This is a genomic window from Dysosmobacter welbionis, assembly GCF_005121165.3.
GTDB classification, from domain to species: Bacteria; Bacillota; Clostridia; order Oscillospirales; family Oscillospiraceae; genus Oscillibacter; species Oscillibacter welbionis.
The window spans coordinates 1,943,997-1,968,462 of the sequence record NZ_CP034413.3 but is presented as its reverse complement, the minus strand read 5'-3'; the positions used below and the strand labels follow the sequence as shown (position 1 = coordinate 1,968,462).

23 protein-coding genes and 1 other annotated feature (1 of these 24 running past the window's edge) are annotated in these 24,466 nt (G+C 61.9%); of the genes, 3 read left to right on the top strand and 20 right to left on the bottom strand.

Going from position 1 to position 24,466, the window contains the following annotated elements; all coding sequences use genetic code 11:
* Positions 1-37, top strand: a binding site (T-box leader) (it extends 172 nt beyond the left edge of the window).
* A 56-nt stretch (positions 38-93) separates the two neighbouring features.
* Positions 94-1,509, top strand: a complete 1,416-nt coding sequence (locus EIO64_RS10540) for a glycine--tRNA ligase (RefSeq protein ID WP_021751153.1) — start codon at positions 94-96, stop codon at positions 1,507-1,509.
* 687 nt (positions 1,510-2,196) lie between these two features.
* Positions 2,197-4,146: an LTA synthase family protein gene (locus EIO64_RS10535; protein WP_136891320.1), complete on the top strand. Its 1,950-nt coding sequence runs from the start codon at positions 2,197-2,199 to the stop codon at positions 4,144-4,146.
* A 99-nt stretch (positions 4,147-4,245) separates the two neighbouring features.
* Here the strand turns inward: EIO64_RS10535 and msrA are convergent, their stop codons facing one another.
* From msrA to EIO64_RS10510, 5 genes are read right to left on the bottom strand one after another with little or no spacing between them, the layout of a single operon-like run.
* Positions 4,246-4,824 carry a peptide-methionine (S)-S-oxide reductase MsrA gene (msrA, locus tag EIO64_RS10530; RefSeq protein WP_136891319.1) on the bottom strand — a complete coding sequence of 193 codons (579 nt, stop codon included), beginning with the start codon at positions 4,822-4,824 and terminating at the stop codon, positions 4,246-4,248.
* The gene (locus EIO64_RS10525) at positions 4,824-5,129 is read right to left on the bottom strand and encodes a DUF6881 domain-containing protein (RefSeq protein ID WP_021751158.1); all 306 of its coding nucleotides are present in this window, start codon (positions 5,127-5,129) and stop codon (positions 4,824-4,826) included. Before EIO64_RS10525 ends, msrA begins: the two co-directional genes overlap by 1 nt.
* Positions 5,114-6,004 carry an alanine--tRNA ligase gene (locus tag EIO64_RS10520; protein ID WP_249390651.1) on the bottom strand — a complete coding sequence of 297 codons (891 nt, stop codon included), beginning with the start codon at positions 6,002-6,004 and terminating at the stop codon, positions 5,114-5,116. Before EIO64_RS10520 ends, EIO64_RS10525 begins: the two co-directional genes overlap by 16 nt.
* Entirely contained in the window at positions 5,908-6,285 is a 378-nt protein-coding gene (locus EIO64_RS10515) for an alanine--tRNA ligase-related protein (protein WP_249390650.1), read from the bottom strand. The genes EIO64_RS10520 and EIO64_RS10515 overlap by 97 nt, the downstream gene beginning before the upstream one ends.
* Before the next feature lie 43 nt (positions 6,286-6,328).
* Positions 6,329-7,507 carry a glycoside hydrolase family 3 N-terminal domain-containing protein gene (locus tag EIO64_RS10510; RefSeq protein ID WP_021751161.1) on the bottom strand — a complete coding sequence of 393 codons (1,179 nt, stop codon included), beginning with the start codon at positions 7,505-7,507 and terminating at the stop codon, positions 6,329-6,331.
* A gap of 140 nt (positions 7,508-7,647) precedes the next feature.
* Between EIO64_RS10510 and EIO64_RS10505 the strand changes: the two genes are divergently transcribed.
* A complete protein-coding gene (locus EIO64_RS10505) occupies positions 7,648-8,340 on the top strand; it encodes a hypothetical protein (protein ID WP_119311862.1) in 693 nt (230 codons plus the stop codon).
* Between the two features lie 107 nt (positions 8,341-8,447).
* Here the strand turns inward: EIO64_RS10505 and aspS are convergent, their stop codons facing one another.
* The 15 genes from aspS to mreC all read right to left on the bottom strand — a co-directional run bounded on the left by aspS (position 8,448) and on the right by mreC (position 24,455).
* A complete protein-coding gene (gene aspS / locus EIO64_RS10500; RefSeq protein ID WP_119311861.1) occupies positions 8,448-10,223 on the bottom strand; it encodes an aspartate--tRNA ligase in 1,776 nt (591 codons plus the stop codon).
* Positions 10,224-10,283: 60 nt separating this feature from the next.
* A complete protein-coding gene (locus tag EIO64_RS10495; protein ID WP_136891317.1) occupies positions 10,284-10,805 on the bottom strand; it encodes a hypothetical protein in 522 nt (173 codons plus the stop codon).
* 128 nt (positions 10,806-10,933) lie between these two features.
* Entirely contained in the window at positions 10,934-12,289 is a 1,356-nt protein-coding gene (gene hisS / locus EIO64_RS10490) for a histidine--tRNA ligase (protein WP_136891316.1), read from the bottom strand.
* Positions 12,290-12,632: 343 nt separating this feature from the next.
* Positions 12,633-13,046: a methylglyoxal synthase gene (locus EIO64_RS10485; protein ID WP_021751168.1), complete on the bottom strand. Its 414-nt coding sequence runs from the start codon at positions 13,044-13,046 to the stop codon at positions 12,633-12,635.
* A gap of 15 nt (positions 13,047-13,061) precedes the next feature.
* Positions 13,062-13,814: a septum site-determining protein MinD gene (minD, locus tag EIO64_RS10480; protein WP_021751169.1), complete on the bottom strand. Its 753-nt coding sequence runs from the start codon at positions 13,812-13,814 to the stop codon at positions 13,062-13,064.
* Positions 13,815-13,849: 35 nt separating this feature from the next.
* On the bottom strand, positions 13,850-14,548 hold the full coding sequence (gene rsmG, locus EIO64_RS10475) for a 16S rRNA (guanine(527)-N(7))-methyltransferase RsmG (protein WP_249390649.1): 699 nt from the start codon (positions 14,546-14,548) through the stop codon (positions 13,850-13,852).
* Positions 14,545-14,991, bottom strand: coding sequence for a large-conductance mechanosensitive channel protein MscL (mscL, locus tag EIO64_RS10470; protein ID WP_136891315.1), 447 nt, complete (start codon positions 14,989-14,991; stop codon positions 14,545-14,547). Before mscL ends, rsmG begins: the two co-directional genes overlap by 4 nt.
* A 185-nt stretch (positions 14,992-15,176) precedes the next feature.
* Positions 15,177-16,493: a serine--tRNA ligase gene (gene serS, locus EIO64_RS10465; protein WP_136891314.1), complete on the bottom strand. Its 1,317-nt coding sequence runs from the start codon at positions 16,491-16,493 to the stop codon at positions 15,177-15,179.
* Positions 16,494-16,560: 67 nt separating this feature from the next.
* Positions 16,561-17,091 carry a hypothetical protein gene (locus EIO64_RS10460; RefSeq protein WP_136891313.1) on the bottom strand — a complete coding sequence of 177 codons (531 nt, stop codon included), beginning with the start codon at positions 17,089-17,091 and terminating at the stop codon, positions 16,561-16,563.
* A gap of 20 nt (positions 17,092-17,111) precedes the next feature.
* Positions 17,112-17,990, bottom strand: coding sequence for a ParB/RepB/Spo0J family partition protein (locus EIO64_RS10455; protein WP_021751175.1), 879 nt, complete (start codon positions 17,988-17,990; stop codon positions 17,112-17,114).
* Positions 17,991-18,012: 22 nt separating this feature from the next.
* Positions 18,013-18,771, bottom strand: coding sequence for a ParA family protein (locus tag EIO64_RS10450; protein WP_136891312.1), 759 nt, complete (start codon positions 18,769-18,771; stop codon positions 18,013-18,015).
* Between the two features lie 187 nt (positions 18,772-18,958).
* Entirely contained in the window at positions 18,959-20,827 is a 1,869-nt protein-coding gene (locus EIO64_RS10445) for a glycoside hydrolase family 13 protein (protein ID WP_136891311.1), read from the bottom strand.
* A gap of 14 nt (positions 20,828-20,841) precedes the next feature.
* The gene (locus EIO64_RS10440) at positions 20,842-23,046 is read right to left on the bottom strand and encodes a penicillin-binding transpeptidase domain-containing protein (RefSeq protein ID WP_136891310.1); all 2,205 of its coding nucleotides are present in this window, start codon (positions 23,044-23,046) and stop codon (positions 20,842-20,844) included.
* A 14-nt stretch (positions 23,047-23,060) separates the two neighbouring features.
* Positions 23,061-23,573: a hypothetical protein gene (locus EIO64_RS10435; RefSeq protein WP_136891309.1), complete on the bottom strand. Its 513-nt coding sequence runs from the start codon at positions 23,571-23,573 to the stop codon at positions 23,061-23,063.
* A gap of 42 nt (positions 23,574-23,615) precedes the next feature.
* A complete protein-coding gene (gene mreC, locus EIO64_RS10430) occupies positions 23,616-24,455 on the bottom strand; it encodes a rod shape-determining protein MreC (protein ID WP_021751180.1) in 840 nt (279 codons plus the stop codon).
* Between the last annotated feature and the right edge of the window lie 11 nt (positions 24,456-24,466).

The following is a 24,466-nucleotide window of genomic DNA, read 5'->3' as shown; positions in this document are numbered from 1 at the left end:
TTCAGGTGGAACCACGGACTGATTGTTCGCCCTGAGCCGAAAACCGGCTCGGGGCGTTTTTTCTGTCCGGGCCGCCGTAAAGGAGAATGGAACATGAAAAACACCGAGAAGACCATGGAGAAGATCGTGGCCCTGTGTAAGAACCGGGGATTCGTATTCCCCGGCAGTGAGATCTATGGCGGCCTTGCCAACAGCTGGGACTACGGTCCCCTGGGCGTGGAGATGAAGAACAATGTCAAGCGGGCCTGGTGGAAGAAATTCGTCCAGGAGAATCCCTACAACGTGGGACTGGACTCCGCCATTTTGATGAATCCCCAGGTGTGGGTGGCCAGCGGCCACGTATCCACCTTCAACGATCCTCTGATTGACTGCAAGGCCTGCAAGATGCGCCACCGGGCGGACAAGCTGGTGGAGAGCTATGTGCAGGAGCACGGCATGGACGTGAACGTGGAGGCCATGACCCAGGAGGAGCTGGTGGCATTCATCCGGGACAACCAGGTGCCCTGCCCTGGCTGCGGCAAGAGCGACTTCACCGACATCCGCAAGTTCAACCTGATGTTCAAGACCCACCAGGGCGTCACGGAGGACACCGCCAACGAGGTGTACCTGCGGCCGGAGACCGCCCAGGGCATTTTTGTCAACTTTCCCGCCATCCAGCGGACCACCCGCCGGAAGTTGCCCTTCGGCGTGTGCCAGATCGGCAAGTCCTTCCGCAACGAGATCACCCCGGGTAACTTCATTTTCCGCATCCGGGAGTTCGAGCAGATGGAGCTGGAGTTCTTCTGTAAGCCGGACACGGATCTGGAGTGGTTCCAGTATTGGCGGACGTACTGCCACGACTGGCTGAAGGGCCTGAACATCAAGGAGGAGAATCTGCGGCTGCGGGATCACGAGCCCGAGGAGCTGAGTTTCTACTCCAAGGCCACTACGGACTTTGAGTATCTGTTCCCCTTCGGCTGGGGGGAACTGTGGGGTGTGGCGGACCGGACCAACTACGACCTGACCCAGCATCAGGAGCACTCCGGCCAGGATCTGACCTATTTCGATCAGGAGAAGAACGAGCACTATATCCCCTATGTGGTGGAGCCCTCCCTGGGCGCGGACCGGATGACCCTGGCCCTGCTGGTGGAAGCCTACGATGAAGAGGTGGTGGATGCAGAAAAGAACGACGTCCGCACCGTCATGCGGTTCCATCCGGCCATCGCGCCTTTTAAGTGCGCGGTGCTGCCCCTTTCTAAGAAGCTCTCCGAAAAGGCCCGTGAGATCCAGGCGGAGCTCAGCAAGGACTGGATGGTGGACTTTGACGACACCGGTTCCATCGGCAAGCGGTACCGCCGGGAGGACGAGATCGGCACGCCCTACTGCATCACGGTGGACTTCGACACCGTGGGCGATGCGGATAAGGCTGGTGACAACTGCGTTACCGTCCGGGACCGGGACACCATGGAGCAGGTGCGGCTGCCTATCGACCAGCTGAAGAGCTATCTGGCGGAGAAACTGGCATATTGATGCCTGTGTCGATCCTGCTCCAGAACGCCGCGGCGCGGCGTCCGAGCATTTTGCCGGAGGCAAAATCTCGCCGGAGGGCGGATTCATTCCGCCCGAGGAATGAGATGGGACAGGGGTCCCGCAAAAGCAGTGCTTTTGCGGGAGGGCAGGTGCGGCTGCCTATCGACCAGCTGAAGAGCTATCTGGCGGAGAAACTGGCATATTGATGCCTGTGTCGATCCTGCTCCAGAACGCCGCGGCGCGGCGTCCGAGCATTTTGCCGGAGGCAAAATCTCGCCGGAGGGCGGATTCATTCCGTCCGAGGAATGAGATGGGACAGGGGTCCCGCAAAAGCAGTGCTTTTGCGGGAGGGCAGGTGCGGCTGCCCGTCGACCAGCTGAAGAGCTATCTGGCGGAGAAACTGGCATACTGATGCCTGTGTCGATCCTGCTCCAGAACGCCGCGGCGCGGCGTCCGAGCATTTTGCCGGAGGCAAAATCTCGCCGGAGGGCGGATTCATTCCGCCCGAGGAATGAGATGGGACAGGGGTCCCGCAAAAGCAGTGCTTTTGCGGGAGGGCAGGTGCGGCTGCCCGTCGACCAGCTGAAGAGCTATCTGGCGGAGAAACTGGCATACTGATCGGAGATTATCGGGGCCGCGGGAAATCCCCGCGACCCTTTTTATAACCTGGGAAATGAGGTAGAAGTGTTGAAGAGACAGAAGCGGCCCCGGGCGTTGGGGCCGGTGTGGCTGCGCTGGGTCATGTTTCTGGGCGGCAGCCTTTGCATGGGGCTGGCTGTGGCGGTGGCCGTCCAGTGGGTGGTTACCGGTTCCCTCTCCATCGTGTGGGAGTGGTTCGTGAAATGGCCCACCTATCTGCTGCTGACCGGCGTCCTTTACGGCGCTGTGGTGTTCACCCTGGGGGCGCTGCTGGGTAGATTGTGGCTTTCCGCTATACTGGTGGGGGTTGCCGGACTGGTGCTGTCCCTGGTGGACTATTTCAAGACAGCTATCAACGGCACGCCACTGGTGCTGGCGGACTTCGGCCTGGCGGCACAGGTGGGAGAGGTGGCCGGTGTGGCGGGAGAGCTGCGCCCGCCGGTGGATTTCTGGATGGCGATGATCGCCCTGGGGATGTGTGTGGGGATTCTGATTCTGGTGCGGCGGCTGACGCTGCTCACCGGGCGGTGCCGCTTTGTCACTTTTTCCGTTTCCCTGGCCCTGACCATTGGGCTGTTTTCCACACAGGGAGCCCAGGCGGCGGGGGCGGTTTTTCAGGTGGATGTGAACACCCGCCTGGCTGCGGCCAACAGCCACGACACCTACGGTTTGACGCTGAGTCTCTGGCGGGACTGCTTTCTTCAGGCCAAGAAGAGCCCGGAGGGATACAGCGAAGCCTACATGGAGCAGGTCCTGGCCCGGATCGACGAGATCCTGACAGAGGACAGCGCCGACGCCCCCGCAGCGGCGGTGCAGCCCAACATCATCGTGGCCCAGTCGGAGTCCTTCTACGATCTGACCCGGCTGCCGGGCCTTCAGTATGAACGGGATCCCCTGGAGAACTTCCATGCCCTGGAGAGCGAGGGCATCAGCGGCACATTCCACAGCCACTATCTGGGCTACGGCACCGGCTATCTGGAGATGTCCATGCTGTACGGCATTACGGAGCTGGACTTCGGTGCTGGGACGAACATCTGCTTCCTGGAGGATGACGCCTATGAGAAATTTGACGCCCTGCCGGAGCAGTATACCAAGAGCGGCTACCGGGCGGAGATGCTCCATGGGTATAACGACAGCCTGTATAATCGAACGGTGACCTATCCCAGGCTGGGCTTTTCCGACCTTCTGTTCTCCGCAGATATCCAGGCTCTGGACTTTCCCTGGGAGGGGGGCATCTACGGCGGGTATTACATGCGGGACAGTTACTTCTTCCAGGCCATGCTGGACCGGATGGAGGACATCAACAGCAGCGGGGAGCGGGCGTTTCTCTACGGCATCACCATGGAGAACCACCAGCCCTTTGACCCGGAGAAATTCAACTATGAGTGTCAGATCGGCGTCACCAGCGAAAGCCTCGGCGAGGAGGATATGGCCATCGTCCGGGTCATGCTGGAGGGCATCACCCGGGCGGATCAGGCCCTGGGAGATCTGACAGACGCCCTGTGGGAGAGCGAGGAGCCTACCATCGTGGTGTTCTTCGGGGATCACAGGCCCAATCTGTTCATGACGGACGGGGACACAGTGTACACAAAGTTGGGCCTCTGCCCGGATAACGACACGGTGGGCTGGACCCCGGAGGAGATCAGCGACCTGTATTCCACGGACTATCTGATCTGGGCCAATGATGCGGCCTTGCTCCAGGGGCAGGCAGGCACCCGGCGGGATAGCAGCATCACCGCCATCGGCCCCCAGCTGCTGGAGCTGACCGGTCAGCCGGTCACCCGGTACTGGGCGCTGCTGGAGAAGGTGAGCCAGGTGTGTCTCACCAACACGGAGCTGTACTTTGTGGATGGCACGGGGACGCCCAGCGCCGGCGTGGAGGAGGCGGCTCTCTCCGACGAGGCCCGGGAGCTGCTGCAGCTGCGGGAGGATGTGCTGTACGACGCCATGTACGGCCAACAGTATATCACTGCAGAGATGAACGAGCCCGTCCAGTGACGGAAGCTGAATCAAAGAGAGCGCCGCAGGCATCCGCCTGCGGCGCTTTTATTTACACAAATATGGTCAGCCTGTGGAAAACAGAGTTTCCCCCGCCCGTCAGAAAGACACTTCTCCGGCTTCTTTCCAGGTCTGCAGCAGCTCTTTTGCGGGACGGGTATAGGTCTTTGTGGAAAAGGGGAAGTCCGGCAGGGCGGCCAGTTTCCAGGGGGCCACGTGGCAGTAGCCCCGTGGGTGCTTTTCCAGATACCGCTGATGGAATTCTTCCGCTGGATAGAAACACGCCAGGGCCTTCAGCTCCACGGCGAAGAAGGGAACGGCCGCGGCCTCCAGGACAGCGATGGAGCGGATGATGCCCTCGTCCGCCGGGTCCATCCAGTATACGCCGGTCTGGTACTGGCTGCCCACGTCCGGTCCCTGACGGTTGGGAGTCTCCGGGTCGATGGCGGCAAAAAAGACAAAGAGCAGGTGGGGCAGGGAGACAGTCCCGTCTTCATACGCCACTTGCACCGCCTCCCGGAAGCCGGTGCGGCCGGTGCAGACATCGTCATAGTTGGCGTGATCTGCCGTGTCTCCGTTGGCATAGCCGGCGGTGACATCCAGTACGCCGGGCAGGCGGCGATACAGGGCCTCCATGCCCCAGAAGCAGCCCCCGGCAAAACAAATGCTTCTTCTCATCAGGCAAACATCCCCATAAAGCCGTCCGGCCGCTCCTGGGCCTGTCCCCAGATCTCCCAAAACGCGGCCGGAGTGATGGCGCGGGCGGTGACCTCCCCGGGGCGGTTCAGCGTCCGCAGGTCCTCCGGGTAGGGGGCAGGGGAGAGAGCCTCCTCCCGGCCGTAGTCGCCGCCGTAGGCAAAGCAGAGGCCATTGGGGTAGAATTCCACCCGCCGGACCTCCCGGCGCCCGCTGTCCAGTTCCGCGTAGATGAACCGGGGCTCGTCCTCTTCCTCAAGATTCTGTTCGATCAGCACGTAGGACATTCAATCCCCTCCTTGCGGAAAAAGTCACAGATGGCGGTCCGGTCCGCCTGCACGCTGCCTTGGGCAAAGCCGTTCCGCCCGCCACCCCGGCCGGAAAGAGCGGCGTTCAGCCGCTTCACCAGGGGAGAGATGTCCGCCCCATCGGCCTGGACAAGGGCATAGACGTAGGAGGACTCCGCTCCCGCGAACACCGCCGCCAGACCGCCGGAGGCCTTTGCGGCTGCGTCTGCCAGCTTTCTGGCTCCGTCCGGCCGCGTGGGGGGCTCCAAAAGCAGCAGATCTCCCCGGTCTGTCAGGGCCTGGGCCCGGAGGGAGAAGAGCTGATCCTCCAGCTCCGTCATCCGCTGCTTGGCGGCGGCCAGCTCCTCCGCCTGCCGCTCTGCGGCGGCCAGGGTGTCCTGGGGTTTTACAGACAGCAGCTGGGCCACGGCGCGGTCCTGGTCGTATACCTGGGAGAGATACCGGTAGGCCCGCGATCCGCAGAGAATCTCCAGCCGCACCCCCTCCCGAAACTTTTGGCAGGAGAGGATCTTGATAATCCCCACCTCACCGGCCCGGCGCACGTGGGTGCCGCAGCAGGCGCAGCAGTCCGCCCCGGGGAAGGCCACGATCCGCACCTGGCCGGTAAGCGCTTTCTTGCTGCGGTAGTTCAGACGGGCCAGCGCATCCGGCGCGGGGAAGGTGATGTCCACCGGAGTGTCCTGCCAGATCACCTCATTGGCGGCCTTTTCCGCGGCCATGACCTGTTCCCAGGTCAGCTCGGCATTGTAGTCGATGGTCACCGTGTCGGCCCCCAGGTGGAAACCCACGTTGTCACAGTGGTACAGCGAGCACAGCAGGCCGGAGAGAATGTGCTCCCCGGAGTGCTGCTGCATGTGGTCGAACCGGCGGGGCCAGTCAACGGCCCCGCCACTTGGGTGCCGATCTCCACAGGGCCGTCACAGGTGTGGAAAATCACGCCCTTTGTTTCATGGACATCCGTGACCTGGACTGCGCCCAGAGTGCCGTGGTCCGCCGGCTGTCCGCCCCCCTCCGGGTAGAAGGCGGTGCGGTCCAGCACTACGGCCCAGCCAGATTTGGATTTTTCACAGGAGAGCACCCGGGCGGTGAAGGCGGTGAGGTAGGGATCTTGGTAATAGAGTTTTTCCGTTTCCATGTGGAAAACTTCCTTTCGTCAGGGGATGGGACCGGGAGGTATGTTACAGCAGCCCCAGATTCTGCTTCCAGGTCAGCACCCGGCGGCAGGCGGTGTCGATGGTCTCCTCGGACAGGGCGCCGCTTTCCAGCGCCTCCAGGACCTTGGGGATCTGGGTGCGGTAGTCGGTGGTGATGACGAGATCGTTTCCCGCCTCCAGGGCCATCACCGCCACGGCCCCGTCGGCGCTGTACGCTGCAACTGCCTCCATGGCCAGATCATCGGTCATCACCACGCCGTCAAAGCCCAGGTCCGTCCGCAGCAGGCCGTGGACCTTCGGGGACAGGGAGGCGGGGAGATCTCCATCCACAGCAGTCATGATATTGTGGGAGACCAGCACAGCGGTCTTTCCGCCGCCGCTCTCCATACCCGCCTGGAAGGGGAGGAAGTCGGAGGACGTGAAGGACTCCAGCGGCCGCTGGTCCACGGCGATACCGGTGTGGGTATCCACATTGTTCCCATAGCCGGGGAAGTGCTTGAGGACGCTGCCCATACCGTCCTCCGCCATCTGCGAGACCACCTGGGCCACATAGTCCGCTGTGGCGGCCGCATCCTGGCCGAAGGTGCGGTCATACATAAAGTCGGCGGGGTTGGTGGACACATCTGCCACCGGGGACAGGTTCACGTTGAAGCCCAGGGCGGAGAGAAGGAGGTCCTTCTCTCGGGTATCTGCCAGCACGGCCTCCATGCCGCCGGAGGCATAAGCTTTCTGAGGAGAGGGGAACTTGGAGGCCCGCAGATGGGGATTGGAGCTGACCCGCACCACCGTGCCGCCCTCCTCGTCCACGCCGATCAGCAGCGGGATTCCGGTGTCCACAGCCGCGGCGTCCTGATAGCTCTGAATGGTCTGGATCAAAGCATCGGCAGTTTTGTCCGCCGTATCCCGGCCGAAGAGGATGTAGCCGCCCAGATGATAGGTGCTCACGTCGGAGACCGCGTCTGTGTCGGGTACCCGGACAAAGAACAGCTGGCCGACCTTTTCCTCCAGGGTCAGGGAGGCAAGCAGGTCCTCCACCTCCTGGGCGGCCAGTTCCTCCGGCGTGGGTTCCGGGGGCGCCTCCGGCTCCTGGGGCTGAATGTCCACTAAGGGTTCCTGGGAAGTCTCCTCTGTGGGGGAGCCGCCGCAGGCAGTCAGGCTCAACAGGGAGAGGACAGCCAGCAGAATTGTAAAAAGTCGTTTCATAAGAGCTCCTTTCTGCTGTGGAGTGATGATATGAAGTGTATCACATCCAGGCCCGAAAGAAAAGACTGTTACTGATTTGTGGTGGAATCCAAACGGACCCCGTGGTATGCTGGCAAAAATAGAAGGGAGCGTGTGACAACATGCGGATGGCGGCTCTACTGATGGCAATGATCGCCCTGCTGGGGAGTCCCCAGGGGGAGGGGACGGTCTCGGAGACCACCTGGGAGATGGTGGCTGTACAAGTGCTGGAGGAGACACCGGAGACGGCGGCACGGACCCTGCTGGACTGGGCGGGCTCTGGACAGACGATCCCGGAGGAGGACGTGGTCCTGGCCCTTTTGGAGGAGATGGAGGCGGAACCGGCAGCCTCCGCAGTGGCATTTGCAGCGGTTCTGGACAGGGCGGACAGCCTGCGGAAAGCAGGTGAGGCGCCGGAGCTGGGAGAAGAGACCTACCGGGCGGCGGTCCGGTCCCTGTCCCCCTTTTTCACCAGGCTTCTGGGGACGGAGACCACGCTCTGGCAGGAGGAGCCCTCTGCCTGGCCTGCGGATTTGGCTGCGTTTGACGGCATCTGGTGTGACAGCACCTTGCAGGAGCTGCTGATCTTCCAGAGCGGCACCTGTCGGGTGGTAATCCCCTACCTGGACTACTATGGGGAAACGGCCTTTTCTGCCCGGCTGCGGGACCGCGGCGGCATGGGCTGGTGTCCGTCGTTGGAGATAGATATCCACGAATCCGGCGATTTCTCCGGGCCGCTGACCTATTACGTCTCCGGTCTGGCGGAGGACCATTTCTGGTGCAATACCCAGGGCCAGCGGTTTGACAGGCTTTGACCTCCGGAGTCATGAAGGTGGTATGCGTGGGATGATGCCGGAAAGTGGAAAAAAAGAGGCGGAACGCAGAAATGCGGTCCGTCTCTTTTTTATTCCGGATTTACAGGTCAGTCCTGGGGCTTGACGATGGCGATGTGCAGCTCGTCCAATTGTTTCTGCGTGACCTCGCTGGGGGCGCTCATCATCACGTCCTGGGCGTTTTTGTTCATGGGGAAGGGGATGATCTCCCGAATGGAGTCCTCCCCGGCCAGCAGCATCACCATGCGATCCACGCCGGGGGCAATGCCCGCATGGGGCGGCGCGCCGTAGGTGAAGGCGTTGTACATGGCGGGGAACTTGGCCTTTACGTCCTCCTCGCCCAGCCGGACCATCTCAAAGGCCTTAATCATGATCTCCGGGTCGTGATTCCGGACCGCGCCGGAGCTGAGCTCCACGCCGTTGCACACCAGGTCATACTGGTCGGCGGTGATGCTGAGGGGATCGATCTCGCCCCGCTCCGCCTTCAGCAGGACCTCCAGCCCGCCGGAGGGCATGGAGAAGGGGTTGTGGCAGAACTCCAGCTCGCCGGATTCCTCGCCGATCTCGTACATGGGGAAGTCCACAATCCAGCAGAAGGCGTACTGCTCCTTGTCCATGTGACCGGGGACGGCGGCGCCCAGAGTCTTTACCAGCGTGCCGGCGGTCTTTTGGGCAGCGCCCAGCTTGCCGGCGGACAGGGCCACGAAGTCGTTGGGCTTCAGACCCAGGGCAGAGACCACAGACTCCTTGATGGGCTGGACAAACTTGGCGATGCCGCCCACGATTTCGCCGTTTTCGTCCAGGCGGAACCAGTAGGGCTTGCCGCCGGAGACCACCTCCACATCCGCCAGGGTCTTGTCGATGAATTTCCGGGTCTCGTGGAAGTCGCTGACCACCACGGCCTTCACCACGTTGCCCTCGAAGGGGCCGAAGCCGCAGGCGCCCAGCAGGCCGGTGACGTCCTGCACCGTCAGGTCGATGCGCAGGTCCGGCTTGTCGGAGCCATACTTCTCCATGGCCTCGGTGTAAGGGATACGCATGAAGGGCGCGGAGCTGGCCCGGTCGTATTTGCCGTACTTGGCAAAGATGGGGGGCAGCACGTCCTCCAGTACGGCAAATACGTCATCCTGAGAGGCAAAAGCCATCTCCATGTCCAGCTGGTAAAACTCACCGGGGGAGCGGTCCGCCCGGGCGTCCTCGTCCCGGAAGCAGGGGGCGATCTGGAAGTACCGGTCAAAGCCGGAGGTCATCAGCAGCTGCTTGAACTGCTGGGGCGCCTGAGGCAGGGCATAGAACTTTCCGGGGTGGTTCCGGGCGGGCACCAGATAGTCCCGGGCACCCTCCGGGGAGGAGGCGGTCAGGATGGGGGTGGTGATCTCCAGGAAGCCATGCTCTGTCATGGCCTGCCGCAGGGCGGCCACTACCTGGCACCGGAGGATGATGTTGTTCTTCACCGCCGGGTTCCGCAGGTCCAGATAGCGGTACTTCAGGCGGGTGGCCTCGTCGGCCTCCCGGCTGCGGTTGATGGGGAAGGGCAGCTCGTTGTGCTGGCAGCGGCCCAGCACCTCAATTTTGCCGGGTACCACCTCGATCTCGCCGGTGGGCAGCTTGGCGTTCTTGCTGTCCCGCTCTCGGACGGTGCCCTCCACGGAGATGGTGGACTCCTTGTTGATGGACTTCAGCAGGGCCACCATGTCGGCGGTCTCCGCCACCACCTGAGTGGTGCCGTAGAAGTCCCGGACCACGGCGAAGGCCAGCTCACTGCCTACCTCCCGGAGGTTTTCCAGCCAGCCGCAGATCTTTATGGCCTTGCCGGCGTCGGAGAGCCGCAGCTCTCCGCAGGTATGGGTGCGATTCTGTGTCATGATTGTGGATTCCTTTCTGTGTGGAAATGTGATTACAAATAGAAATTTATATAAAAAATATTACGAATTGAGATCATATTTCGCTGCCAGAGCCCAGAGCTGTTCCCCAAGGCCCCTGCCAACGGCCTCTCCGTCCGGGACGGTGCAGCCGTAGAAGTCCGCCTGTCCCGGAGCAGCATAGGACCACTCCCGGACGGTAAAGTTCAGCACAGCAAAATCGCCATCTGTACCGGCGAGGGAGAGGGAGAACATCCAGTCTCCCGCCTCATAGAAGACGGACCCATGGCTGGCATTCACCGCCTGAGCAAGGGGCTTGATTAGCGGGTCTGTCAGAGAACGGCAGAAGGAGAGGTCTTGGAGCTGTTTCAGCAGGGCCGCCCCCTCTGGGGAAGTGAGGGGTACCGACACCGTGGCGGTCTCTGGCTCCTGGGCCCAGTCCCCCAGGGAGCGGATCAGGACGTTGATCTCTTGGAGTTCCTGGCCCTTCATCAGGTCCGGCAATGTTACCGGACGGCTGTACCAGATCGCGGCGACCAGCAGCAGGACCAACAAAGGCACCCAGACACGCTTCCGGTTCTTCATAGAAACACCTCTAGTAAATACTGCTTGTATTTTTTATAGAAAATATTTCTGCTTGGACTGCTTGAGATGCGATTTGGTTGTCTCCGCAGGTGAAATTCGGCGTTAAAGTATCTCTGTGGGGCAGGGAATTACTCCTGGATGACGGTGCCCTTTTCCCGTTCCGCGAGACCCGCCTTAATGCGGTAGACGGTGGCGGCGGGTTCCAGCTTTGTCTGCTCGCCGGTGGCCATGTCCTTGCAGGCCACCACGCCGGAGCTGATCTCGTCCTCCCCCAGAAAGATCACATAGGGGATGCCCAGCTTGTCGGCATAGGCGATTTTCTGCTTGAATTTCTTTTCCTCGCAGTGGAGCTGGGAGCGGATGCCGTTTTCCCGCAGCAGGGTGGCCAGGGAGATGGCAGCGGACAGGTCCTCCGTCATGGGCAGGATCAGCACATCCGCCGGAGCGGTGGGCAGGTCCGGATTCAGCATACCCTGTTCTCCCAGCACATAGAACAGCCGGGTCAGGCCGATGGAGATGCCCGCGCCGGGAAGCTGGCGGTCCGTGTAATACTCCGCCAGATTGTCGTACCGGCCGCCGGAACAGACGGAGCCGATCTCGGGGTGATCCAGCAAGGTGGTCTCGTAGACGGTGCCGGTGTAGTAGTCCAGGCCCCGGGCGATGGTCAGGTCCACGGCGAAATTCTCCGCCGGGACGCCGAAGTCCGCCAGATACCGGACCACCGTGTTCAGTTCCTCAAGACCCTGGTCGAAGATTTCGTTCCGGCCCCGGTAGCCCTCCAAAGCGGAGAGAACGGCGTCGTTTCCGCCGGAGATGGCGATAAACTTCAGGATCTCGTCGGCGTCGGACGGAGTCACGGCGAGGTCGCCGGTGAGGATGGCCTTCACCTTCTCCGGCCCGATCTTGTCCAGCTTGTCTACGGTGCGCATGATGTCACCGGACTTCTCCGTCAGACCCAGCATGGCGTAGAAGCCGTTGAGGATCTTCCGGTTGTTCACCCGGATCTGGAACCGCTTCAGTCCCAGGGTGGAGAAGGTCTTGTAGATGATGGCGGGGATCTCCGCCTCATTGATGATGGAGAGCCTGCCATCTCCGATGATGTCGATGTCCGCCTGATAGAACTCCCGGAAGCGGCCCCGTTGGGCCCGCTCACCCCGGTACACCTTGCCGATCTGATACCGGCGGAAAGGGAAGGTCAGGTCGTTGTAGTGGAGGGCCACATACTTTGCCAGGGGGACCGTCAGGTCGAACCGGAGTGCCAGATCCGCGTCGCCCTTCTGGAAGCGGTAGATCTGCTTCTCCGTCTCGCCGCCGCCCTTGGCCAGCAGTACCTCGCTGGACTCGATCACCGGGGTGTCCAGGGGGGTAAAGCCATAGAGGGAATAGGTACGGCGGAGGATCTCCATGATCCGCTCCATCTGCTGCTGTGGTCCGGGCAGCAGTTCCATAAAGCCGGACAGTGTCCGTGGGGTCATTTTAGCCATCGTCAAAACTCCTTTTTCGTGGGATGCGGGTCGCTGCCCGGGATGCACCGCGGGCGCAAAATGATAAAACGCTCCCGTCCCGCGGCTTTGGGACGAGAGCGATTCCGCTTCGTGGTGCCACCCAAATTCAAGGCCTATAGAGCCTCCTTTTTGCCTCCTGTGCTACGGGGAGGGTGCCGTGGGCGTCTCCGCCCCCGCTCCGCCGCTGTCCTTCGTCCAGGCCGGCCGGGCCGCTCTCAGCGGTGCGCCCCTCTCTGTGGGGCCGGCGATTGGAGTACTGCTGCGGCATCCGCGCGGTGCAAATGAATCAACAGGGTGATTGTATGCGCTTTGGGGAAAAATGTCAAGCGATGGGACGGTTGGAGGGATTGACGATGCAGCGCCAGTCCAAATCGCCCCGGGCCAGACCCAGTACCAGCGCCTCCGCCGTGGCCAGATTGCTGGCAAAGGGGATGTTGTTCTGGTCGCACAGCCGGGAGATATAGGAAACATCTCCCACCATAGCCTCGTTGTTGGGGTCGTTGAAGAAGAGTACCAGGTCGAATTCGTTGTATGCGATCCGGGCGCCGATCTGCTGGCTGCCGCCGTGGGCGTAGGACAGGAAGCAGTGGACATTCAGGCCCGTGGCGTCGGCCACCATGTGGCCAGTGGTGTTGGTGGCGTAAATGTTGTGGTGGGACAGGATGCCGGCGTAGGCGGTGCAGAACTGCACCATCAGCTCCTTCTTGTTGTCGTGGGACATGAGGGCGATGTTCATGAAAGACTCCTTTCTCTATCTGATCCGCAGCAGGGGGACCCGTTCCCCCTGGAGGCGTTTCGCAATGTTGCGGTAGGCAGTCGCGGCGCTCTGGCCGTCCGCCAGCAGGATGGGCACACCCCGGTTCATACACAGCGGCAGGGCGTCATCCTCGGGGACCACTCCCAGCAGCGGCAGGCCGGCCTTGTCGATGGCATCGTCAATGGTGGCGTGGAGCTGGCGCAGCAGCTTTTTGCGCACCCGATTCACCACCAGGTGCAGGGCGCCTGATGGGAAGCGATCCAGCTCCATGACGGTGTGCTGGGCGTCCCGCAGGGAGGAGGCGTCCGCAGTGGTCACCACCACGCAGCGGTCCGCGGCGCAGGTGGCCAGCTGAAAGCCCCGCCCCAGGCCCGCAGGTGCGTCCAGCAGACAGAAGTCAAACCGCCTGCGTACCTCCCGCAGCAGATCTGCCATCTGGATCTCCGTCACCGGGCGACCATGGGGACGCGCCGGCGCGGTCAGCAGGAAAAGGCCGGGGATCTTGGGGTGTTCCACAGCGGCCAGTTCCAGGGAACAGCGGTTCTGCGCCACGTCTGAGAAGTCCATCAGCGTCCGGTCCGACAGGCCCAGGGCCAGATCCAGATTCCGCAGACCGATGTCGCAGTCCAGGCACAGCACCCGCCGGCCAGATAGGGCGAGAGCCGCGCCTACACCCGCCGTAAAGGAGGTCTTTCCGGTGCCGCCCTTTCCGGATGCGACGGCAATGCACTGTCCTGGAGACGTCATCAGGCGGCACTTCCTTTCAACTGCTCACAAATGTATTATAAGGGATTCTTCTTGATTTTTGCAAACATTCTCGGATATTTTTCCGGAGTTTTTTTCACTTTTTCCACCACGATCAGCCGGTGGCGCACATCTGTACCGGGGATGGCATAGTCCCGGACCGCCTCCACGGCGCCGCCCAGGATCGCAATGGCGTGCTGTGAGGCGGCCAGCTCCGCGTCTGACTCCACGGATTTCATGGCCAGGAACTTCCCGCCGGGCTTTACCTGCGGCAGGCACAGCTCACACAGCACCGGCAGGGCCGCCACTGCCCGGGAGACCGCTAAATCAAAGGTTTCCCGGTGCTCCGCGGCAAATTCCTCCGCCCGGGCGTGGACGCAGGCCACATCGGGGAGGTCCAGCTCCCGGCACACCGTCTCCAGGAACTGGATGCGCTTGTTCAGGGAGTCCAGCAGCGTCAGGCGGATGGAGGGCTCCAGCACCCGCAGGGGCAGACCGGGAAAACCGGCACCGGTGCCGACGTCCACCACGGACTTTCCGGAAAAGGACTCCAGGGTCAGCAGGGCGGCGCTGTCCAAAAAGTGGAGAGTGGCCACATCCTCCGGGTCCGTAATGGCGGTGAGGTTCATCACCTTGTTGGTCTCGATCAGCAGATCCCCATACCGGACCAGAGCAGGGATTCCCTCCACAGGGAGGTTCAGGGCGGCAAGACCCGATTGCAGGCGCTGTTCCATCATGTCCTCTCCTTCAGCAGGTCTCGGATCTCCGCCAGCAGCACTTCCTCCTGCGAGGGCTGGGGCGGGGGAGGAGGAGCGGCCTCCTTCTTTCGGTGGAAGCGGTTGATAGCTTTGATGAGGCAGAAGACCGCAAAGGCGATGATGAGGAAGTCCAGAATAGTGGAGAGAAAAGAGCCGTAATTGATGGCAACAGCGGCGCGCACTTCGCTGCCGCCGGCGTCATACACCGCCTCCCGCAGGACCCATTGCCATTGGGAGAAGTCCGCGCCGCCGGTGAGCAGGGAGAGCAGGGGCATCAGGATATCGTTGACCAGGGAGGTGGAAATTTTGCCGAAGGCGCCGCCGATGATGACGCCCACCGCCATATCCAGCACATTTCCTCTGGCAATGAATTGGCGAAACTCCGCCAGGAAGCCGGTGGTCTTTTTGGTAAGTTCAGTCATGGGACTCTCCTGTGTGAAATGAATGGGCGCCTGTGTACGTATGCTGTAACCATTGGAGCCCAAGGCTTTCAGAGATTTGACCCGAATGGAGCCGCTGGAGGGGCACCGAATGATCCGGAGCAGGGCTGCGCGCCGCTCCAACGGCTGGAAACGGGTTCAACGATTTGTATAAATAAAACAAAAAATTACAAATTGGATTTTTCCGCGGGGACCAGCAATTCCTTGCCGCCCATATAGGGCCGCAGGACCTGGGGGATGCGGACAGTGCCGTCGGCCTGGAGGTTGTTCTCCAGGAAGGCGATCAGCATCCGGGGCGGGGCCACGCAGGTGTTATTCAGGGTGTGGCACAGCTGCATTTTGCCATTTTCATCCTTATAGCGGATGCGCAGACGGCGGGCCTGGGCGTCCCCCAGATTGGAGCAGGAGCACACCTCAAAGAACTTCTGCTGGCGGGGAGACCAGGCCTCGATATCGCAGGACTTGACCTTTAGATCTGCCAGGTCGCCGGAGCAGCACTCCAGCTGCCGCACCGGAATATCCAGAGAGCGGAACAGCTCCACGGACATCCGCCACAGCTTCTCATACCAGTCCTTGGACTCCTCGGGCTTACAGACTACGATCATCTCCTGCTTTTCAAACTGGTGGATGCGGTAGATGCCACGCTCCTCGATGCCGTGGGCACCTTTCTCCTTGCGGAAACAGGGGGAGTAGGAGGTAAGGGTCTGGGGCAGGCTCTCAGCCGGCAGGATCTGGTCAATGAACCGGCCGATCATGGAGTGCTCGCTGGTGCCGATCAGGTACAGGTCCTCCCCTTCGATCTTGTACATCATGCCGTCCATGTCTGTCTGGCTCATAACGCCCTCCACCACGTTGCCGTGGATCATGAAGGGGGGGATGCAGTAGGTGAAGCCCTTGTCGATCATGAAGTCCCGGCCGTAGGCCAGCACCGCCTCATGGAGCCGGGCAATGTCGCCCAGCAGGTAGTAAAAGCCGCTGCCGGAGACCCGCCCGGCGGCATCCAGGTCGATGCCGTTGAAGGACTCCATGATATCCACGTGGTAGGGAATGGGGAAGTCGGGGACTTCACATGCTCCGAACCGCTGGACCTCTACATTTTCGCTGTCATCCTTGCCGATGGGCACGGAGGAATCGATCATCTGGGGGATCAGCAGCATATTGTGATGGAGCTTTTCCTCCAGCTCCGTCTCCTGTTTCTCCAGCTCTGCCAAGCGGTCCGCCTGTTCCTTCACCTGCTGCTTGACAGCCTCGGCCTCCGCCAGCTTGGCGGGGTCCTTTTTGGCCTGGCCCATCAGCATGCCGATCTGCTTGCTGAGTGTGTTTCGGTTGGAGCGGAGCTGATCCGCCTCCGCAATGGCGGCCCGGCGCTTGGAGTCCAGGTCCAGGACTTCGTCTACCAGGGGAAGCTTGGCATCCTGAAACTTCTTTTTGATATTTTCACGGACGGCATCCGGATTCTCCCGGATAAATTTGATATCCAGCATGATGATTCTCTCCTCAATTTATTGATGTTGCATGTTTCACGTGAAACAATGGCCAGCCGTTGACTGCTCAACGGGCCTCTGCTGCTTCCTTCAGCTGCGCATACCGCTGGGAGGGAGGGGTGACACCCTCCTCAGCAGTCTCAGGCAGTGCGTCCCGGTATTCAGACGCCTCGAAGGCGTCGATGCTGGCTTGACAGCCCGCCAGATCTCCCGCAGAATACTGCTGCTGAATGGTGTACAGAGCCAGCAGTGCCTGGTTCTCCCGCTGGGCCTCCGCCAAGGCGGCGTCAGTTTCCTCTGCGGAGGACTCCAGCGCGTCGATGGTGGTCTGGGCTTCATCCAGCTGGTTTTGCAGGTCCAGCAGGGCGTCCTGCGTGGCCTGTACCTCCTGCATGGCAGTGACGGAGTCCTGAAGCTCCCCAATCACCTCGGAGTTGCTCCGCTGGTGCATTAGAAAGGACAGCGCCATCAGCAGAAAGGCCACGATGAACAGGATCATGATATAGATGACAACGGGCTTTTTCCCGGTGGAGGGCGTTTCCTCCGGAGCAGAGGAGGGTGTCTCCGCTTCGTCTCCGCTGCGTTTTTCAAATTTCATGGCAGATCATCCTTTCCCAATCAGGGGGTTTTCGTTTGCTTTGCCCGGAGCATCGCCAGGGCCTCCAGCAGGTCGTTGAGGTCGTCAATGCCGTAGTATTCCAGCTCAATCCGGCCCTTTTTGCGGCCGGTGACGATCCGCACCCCCCGGCCCAGCTTGGAGCTCAACTCCTTCTGCGCCTCCGCGGCATAGTCGATTCCCTTCGGCGCGGGGGCTTTTTCCGGCTTTTCCAGACTCAGCCGCTTGGCCAGGGCCTCCGTCTGGCGGACAGAGAGGCCGCCGGAGATCACGGCGCCAGCGGCGTTTTCCTGCAGGGCGGGGGAGAGGGGCAGCAGCGCCCGAGCGTGACCGGCGGAGAGCTTTCCCTCCTCCACCAGCTTGGCCACCGGCGGCGTCAGGGACAGCAGCCGCAGCGCGTTGGCCACGGCGCTGCGGGATTTGCCCACTCGGGACGCGGCCTCCTCCTGGGTCATGTGATACGTTTCCATCAGGGACTGGAAGCCAGCGGCTTCCTCTATGGGGTTCAGATCCTCCCGCTGGAGGTTTTCGATCATGGCCAGCTCGGCGGCCTTGCGGTCATCGGCCTCCATGACAATGACGGGCACTTCCTGAAGGCCCGCCAGCCGCGCAGCCCGCCAGCGCCGTTCTCCGGCGATGATCTGATAGTAGCCGGAGGCCAGCTTCCGGACGGTAAGAGGCTGGATGATACCGTGCTCTCGGATGGAGTCGGCCAGTTCTGCCAGGGATGCCTCGTCAAAGTGCTTGCGGGGCTGGGAGGAACAGCTTTCCACCTGGGAAATGGGCAGGTACAGGCTGCCGGTGCTCTCCGCCTTCAATACGTCGTCGCCCAGCAGGGCGCCGAGACCCCGGCCGAGGCCGGAGGGTTTCTTGGATGCCATGGGAACGCTCCTTTCCAGAGAATCAGGCGCTTTGCTTTTTCAGAAACTCCGCCGCAAAGGCGGTGTAGGCCTCCGCGCCCCGGGAGGTCCGATCATAGGCGGTGATGGGCTTGCCGTGGCTGGGCGCCTCGCTGAGGCGCACGTTCCGGGGGATCACAGTGGCATAGACCTTGCCGGGGAAGTAGTGCTTCACTTCCTCCGCCACCTGCAAGGCCAAATTGGTCCGCCCGTCAAACATGGTCAGCAGCACGCCGTCCAGTTCCAGCCGGGGATTCAGGGACCTGCGGACGATCCGCACCGTGTTCATCAGGTCACTGAGGCCCTCCAGAGCGTAGTATTCGCCCTGCACCGGCACCAGGATGGCGTCCGCGGCGCAGAGGGCGTTCAGCGTCAGCAGTTCCAGAGAGGGGGGGCAGTCGATGAACAGGAAGTCGTAGCGATCTTTTACCTTGTCCAGCGCGTCCCGCAGAAGGAATTCCCGGCGCTCCATGCCGATCAGTTCGATCCCGGCGCCGGCCAGCGCCTTGTTGGAGGGGAGAACATCGCCGTATTTGGTGTGCACCAGGGCGTCCTCCACCGGCACTTCGCCGATCAGGGCATCGTAGATTCCCTTGGAGACCGTCTTGTCCACGCCCATTCCAGAAGTGGAATTGGCCTGAGGATCAAAATCACACAGGAGGATGCGCTGCCCGGCCTCCGTCAAGGCCGCGGCGAGATTCACACAGGTGGTTGTTTTCCCCACGCCGCCTTTTTGATTCACAATCGCAATGGTTTTTGCCACGTGGGCACCTACTTTCTGAAAATACCCAATAAGGTAGAAATGCTTATGCTCATTTATTATAGCAAGCGTGGACGGCCGTTGCAAGGAGAAAAGCGGAAAAGCAGAGAAAAGGAAGAGAAAATGTTTCACGTGAAACAAACGGCAGAAAAAGAGCCGCGGATGTTTCACGTGAAACATCCGCAGCCGGTCACAGCAAAAGACGGCAGCCCCAGGGCGGCAGCTGCAAGTGCAGAACACCGCCGGAACAGGGAAGAGTATCTCCGGTGAGGAGATCAGTGGGGCCAGCGCCTTCCCACAGCAGTGTGACAGTGTGGGAGTCCGGTGAGGCGTTGACGGCTGTGGTCAGCCGCTGGTCACCGTTCTGCCGGGCAAAAATCAACAAAGGACCTGCGGTGTAGAGCCAGGAGATGGTGCCGGACTGCAGGGCTGGATACGCATTCCGCAGGGCACCCAGCCGGGTGAACCACGCCAGCAGGTCCCGGTCTTCCCGGCCCCAGGGGTAGGTTCCCCGATTCAGAGGGTCCTCAAAGCCCTCCATCCCGGCCTCATCCCCGTAATAGATCATGGGAGAGCCGGGGAAGGTGAACAGCACCAGCGCCGCCAGCCGCAGCTTGGCGATGCCCGCTGCCCGCTCCCGGGGCAAAAGCCGGTAGGAGGCCCGCTCCGCCTTGGTGTCCGGCGTTCGGTCCGCACCCAGCAGCGTCAGGATGCGGGGGGTATCGTGGGTGCCCAAAAAGTTCATGGCGGAGTAAAAGGCCGCCGGAGGATAGTTCTCCCGCAGGGTCTCCATGGCCTCCCGAAAGTCATCGGCATCCCCGCCGGAGACATAGGCCAGCAGCGCCGTGCGGAAGGGGTAGTTCATCAGCCCGTGGGTCTCACTGCCCAGCAGATACCGCCGCCGCTGGGAGTAGGCGATCTTATTGGAGCCGTCCTCCCACACCTCGCCGATCAGGACGCTGTCAGGGGCCGTCTCCTCCATGGCGGCGCGGATCTTCTCCAGAAACCAGTCCGGCAGCTCATCCGCCACATCCAGTCGCCAGCCGGAAGCTCCGGCACGCAGCCACCGGCGGATAATGGAGTCCTTGCCGTCAATGATGAAATCCACATAAGAGGGAGAGGACTCCTCCACCGCTGGCAGAGTGCGGATGCCCCACCAAGAGTCGTAGGAATCCGGCCAGTGGTGGAACCGGTACCAGCTGTACCAGGGAGAATCCTGGCTCTGGGCTGCGCCCAAAGTGGGGTAATAGCCATCGGCATTGAAGTACATGCTCTGGGATCCGGTGTGGTTGAACACGCCGTCCAAAATCACCCGCATCCCCCGCTGTCGGGCCTGGGCGCAGAGAGCGCGGAAATCGGCCTCCGTGCCCAGCATGGGGTCGATGCGGGTATAGTCCGCTGTGTTATAACGGTGGTTGGAGGCGGACTCGAAAATGGGGCAGAGGTACAGCGTGGTGACACCAAGGGCCTTCAAATCGTCCAGTTTCGACGTGATCCCCGCCAGAGTGCCACCAAAGAAGTCCCGGTTGCGGATCTCCCCATCCGGATCCGGCCGCCACTCCGGCGTGTCATCCCAGTCCTCGTGGACCCAGCGCCGGCCAACCAGACCCGCAGGGTCCACGGGTACCAGACGGCAGAAACGATCTGGAAAAATTTGGTATGTCACACCTGCCCCAAACCAGCCGGGCGTACGGCTTTCCTGGTAGACCGTCAGCTGCCAGGACACGGCCTGTCCGTCACTGCGGTAGCCGGTCTTGTCCAGCAGACAGCCGGTGCCGTCCTCCCGCCAGAAGCGGAAGTGATACCAGAGAAGATCGGGCAGCTCCGGCGCGGTCAGTGTGCCGGAAAAGCAAAGCCGCTCGCCTGCGAAGCCCTCCAGGGGTAGTTCCTGCTCCCGCTGCGTCCCGGAAAACTCACAGGAGAGGACCAGTGCGCAGTGGGAAAAGCCCTCCGTGGCCAGGGGGCGGCAGTGAAAGGTGACCGCCGTTCCGCAGGGGACGGCGCCGAAGGGCTCCTTGCACAGGTCGCAGCGGGGATCAAAGACAAAGGGTTCGCTCATGGGGATGCGTCTCCTTACGGAAGCAGTTGGTTTTCGCCGGTGACGGCACTGCCGGTCTCGTCGGCGGTAAAGTAAGCGTTGAGAATATCCACGCCCGTGGTGGCCAGATTGGAGCCCCAGGTGGCGTGCTCAATGACGATGGCCACGGCGATCTCCGGATCGTCATAAGGGGCGAAGCAGACGAAGACGCCGTTTTCGGTCTGGTTGCCGCCCAGCTCGGAGGTGCCGGTCTTGGCGCCGGCAGTGACCACGCAGTTCCGGAAGGCATTGTAAACAGAGCCGCCGGGCTGGGTGTAGCCCAGCATGCCCTTTTTCACCGCCTCTAGCGTGGAATCCTGCATGGAGACCACGTTGGTGGGCGCCGTGTCGCCCACAGCCAGGACCTCCGTATTGTCATAGGATTTCACGGCCTTCAGCAGGTGGGCCTTGCAGTGCTGTCCGCCGGAGGCCAGTGTGGCGATGTAGTTGGCAAGCTGGAGGGGTGAGTAGAGCTGGTTGGCCTGGCCGAAGGTGGCCCAGGGGGTCTGGTCGTGGCCCGCCTCATTGCTGGGCAAGGTACCGGCGTAATCACCAATCTCAATGCCGGTGTGCTCTCCCAGGCCGAAGGCCTGCAGATACTCCCGGAAGGTGTCCATGCCCATTCGGTATCCCATCTCCGCGAAGAAGTAGTTGCAGGACTTGGTGATGGCCTCCGTCACATTGATGAGACCGTGGTTGCCGCCGGCGCAGTTGGCGCCGCTGTGGGTGGGGTCGTTGGGATAGACCCACCGGCTGGGAGAGTAGATCTCCTGGGTGGGAGTAATGATCCCCTTCTCCAGCGCGGCCACGGCCGTCAGGGGCTTGATGGTGGAGCCGGGGACGTACGTCCCGTTGGTGGCGCGGTTTGTGAAGGGGCGGGCAGGGTCATTGTAGAGAGCCGCGTAGATGCTGCTCTGTCGGAATGTGGAGAGATCATAGGTGGGATAAGAGGCCAGGGCCAGAACTTCCCCCGTGCCCACCTGTACCACCGCCACGGCGCCGCCCCGGGTCTCATCCCCATCCTCCCCGGTCATCCGGGTGATGGTGGCGGCCAGGGCGTCCTCCGCCGCCTGCTGGAGGTCCAGGTCGATGGTCAGCTCCACGGTGTTGCCGGGCACCGGCTCCTTGGAGTAATACTCGCCGGTGATCTTGCCGTCCTCGTTCAGGGAGACCACCCGGGTGCCGTCGGTGCCCTTGAGATGGGATTCAAAGGCCGCCTCCACGCCGTCCTTGCCCACATAGTCGTTCCAGTTATATCCCTCGCCCAGGGCCTCCTTTTCCGCACTGTCGTTGATTTTTCCGAGATACCCCAGGATATGCGCCCCGTAGGTCGTCTCGTACTCCCGCACGGAGGAGGGGGTGATCTTGGCTCCGGCGTAGTCGCCGTCGTTCAGCAGGGAGATCAGCTCCGCGTCGATGTCCTCCGCCAGCACATAGGGGTCCGTCCTGGCGAGATTTCGGCTGCGGATCTCGTACTGGACGCCCAGCACCAGCCGGGCCTCCTCCACGGAAAAAGAGGCGGAGAGGCCGAAATCCTTCCGCATCAGGGCGATCAGCCGCGTGGCGGAGAGACCGGACCCTTCCAGCATGGCGCCGGTCAGCTGACTGGAGGTCAGCTCCTCCAGCAGGGCCTGGGCCTTGCTGGCCTGATCCAGCTCCTCATCCGCCAGGATGTCGTCGGCGGGGTTTTCCCTGTTGCCCTCCTCGTCCGTGGTCTCCAGCAGGGCAGGATGCTCCAGCAGATAGGCGGCCAGGGCGTTCGCGGCCTCGTCCAGATCCTTCAGATAGGTGAGAAAGCGGCTCCTGGCGGCGCTGTCCAGGGAGTCGATGGTGTAGGCGAAGGGGGCGGAGCGGGAGATGGGCAGAGAATCCACCCAGTTGATCCCCCGGCTCTGACACAACTGCAGCAGCCGCAGGAGGGACTCGTTGGCATCTTCGTCCTTCTCCAGCAGGGAGGCGTCAAAGGTCAGGTTGTAGGAGGAGCGGCTGGACACCAGCACCTTGCCGTTTCGGTCGGTGATGTTGCCCCGGGCGGCCTCCACGGTCTCCGACCGGGCGATGCTGCGGACGGAGCTGGCGTAGTAATAGTCGTAATTGTTCACCTGCGTATCGTACAGGACCCCGATGTAGACCGCAGCCACAATGAAAAACAGGGCTGCCAGAACATACAGGCGCAGATGATGGGCTTCCTTATGGTCCATAGACAGCCTCCTTCTCAGTCGTCCAGGTGGGTGCGGCGGAACACGGCAGAGAACAGCAGCACCACCGGGACCACCAGCAGGATGGAGACGCAGACCTCCCGCAGGAAGACTTGGGCCCCCGCAGCCCAGGCGGCTTTCCCCCCAGCCCACAGCACGATACAGTGAAAGGCGTCTGTAAGGAGGAAGGAGAGCACGGAGGTGACCACCCCACAGAGAAAGCCTGCCGGCAGCAGGCTCTGGGAGATCAGCGCCGCGCATAGCCCCGCCGCGGGAAAGATCAGGGTGTAAAAGCAGGGGATGGACGCCGGCAGCAGCAGGTCGCACAGCACTCCCACCGTCAGGGCGTAGACGGAGGCGGGGAGGGGACCCTCATACATACCCAGGACCGCCACCAGGATGGGGAACACAAAGGGAATGACGCCCCAGAGGGTGATCCGCTGGAGCACCGCCCCCTGGAGCAGGAAGAACACTGCCGTGGCCCCGGCATACAGGGCCCATTTGAAAATGGTCTCATTCCGCGCCAGCAATGCCGGAGCCTCCTTTCCGAACAGGTGGGGACATCCGTCCCATCAGGTCTGGATGTCAAAGGATTTGATGACGAAGACCTCCACCAGACTGTCAAAGTCGGCGGCGGGTTCCAGCACCGCGTAGGAGGCGGCGCCGGAGTCGCTGAGCTGCACCTCCTCCACTGTGCCGACAGAGAGGCCGGAGGGATAATACCCGCCCAGGCCGGAGGTGACCACCAGATCGCCGCCCAGCAGCTGACAGTCCGCGGGCAGATAGTCCAGCCGCAGGCGGTTCTCCCGCATCAGGGAGAAGTCGCCCACCGCCAGCCCCAGGTCCTTGGTGCGGAACACCTGGGCGCCCAGGGAGGTGTCCGTGTCCACGATGGTGAGGACCGTGCACCAGTTGAGTCCCACTTCGCTGACCACACCCACCAGGGCATACGTCTCGTCGATGACGCAGTCGTTCACTTCGACACCGTGATCCGTGCCGATGTTCAGTGTCAGGGAGGAGGTCCAGTTGGTGACCGTGCGCTCCGTGACGGAGGCCGTCTCCAGCTCCAGGTCATAGTTCTGGGGCCGCAGGTTCAGCAGATCCCGCAGGCGGGCGTTTTCCTCATTGTTGGTCTGAGCCAGGCGGTTCTGGGCCTTGAGGATGGCGTTTTCCCGCCGCAGGGCGGCGTTCTCCTCCTCCAGGGCGGTGACGTCCTGATAGTAGTTCTGCTTGTCTGTGATCCAGCCTGTTACAGCGGTGTAGGCCGACCGGAAGGGGGAGGCGATGATCCCCGCCAGATTGGACAGGGGAGAGGAGGTGTTGGAGAAAAAGGACATGAGGGACAGGCTCACGGCGATCACCGCCGTGGCGAACAGGACCCAGATGCCGTGTTCCCGAAAAAATTTCTTCAAAGGAAACCCTC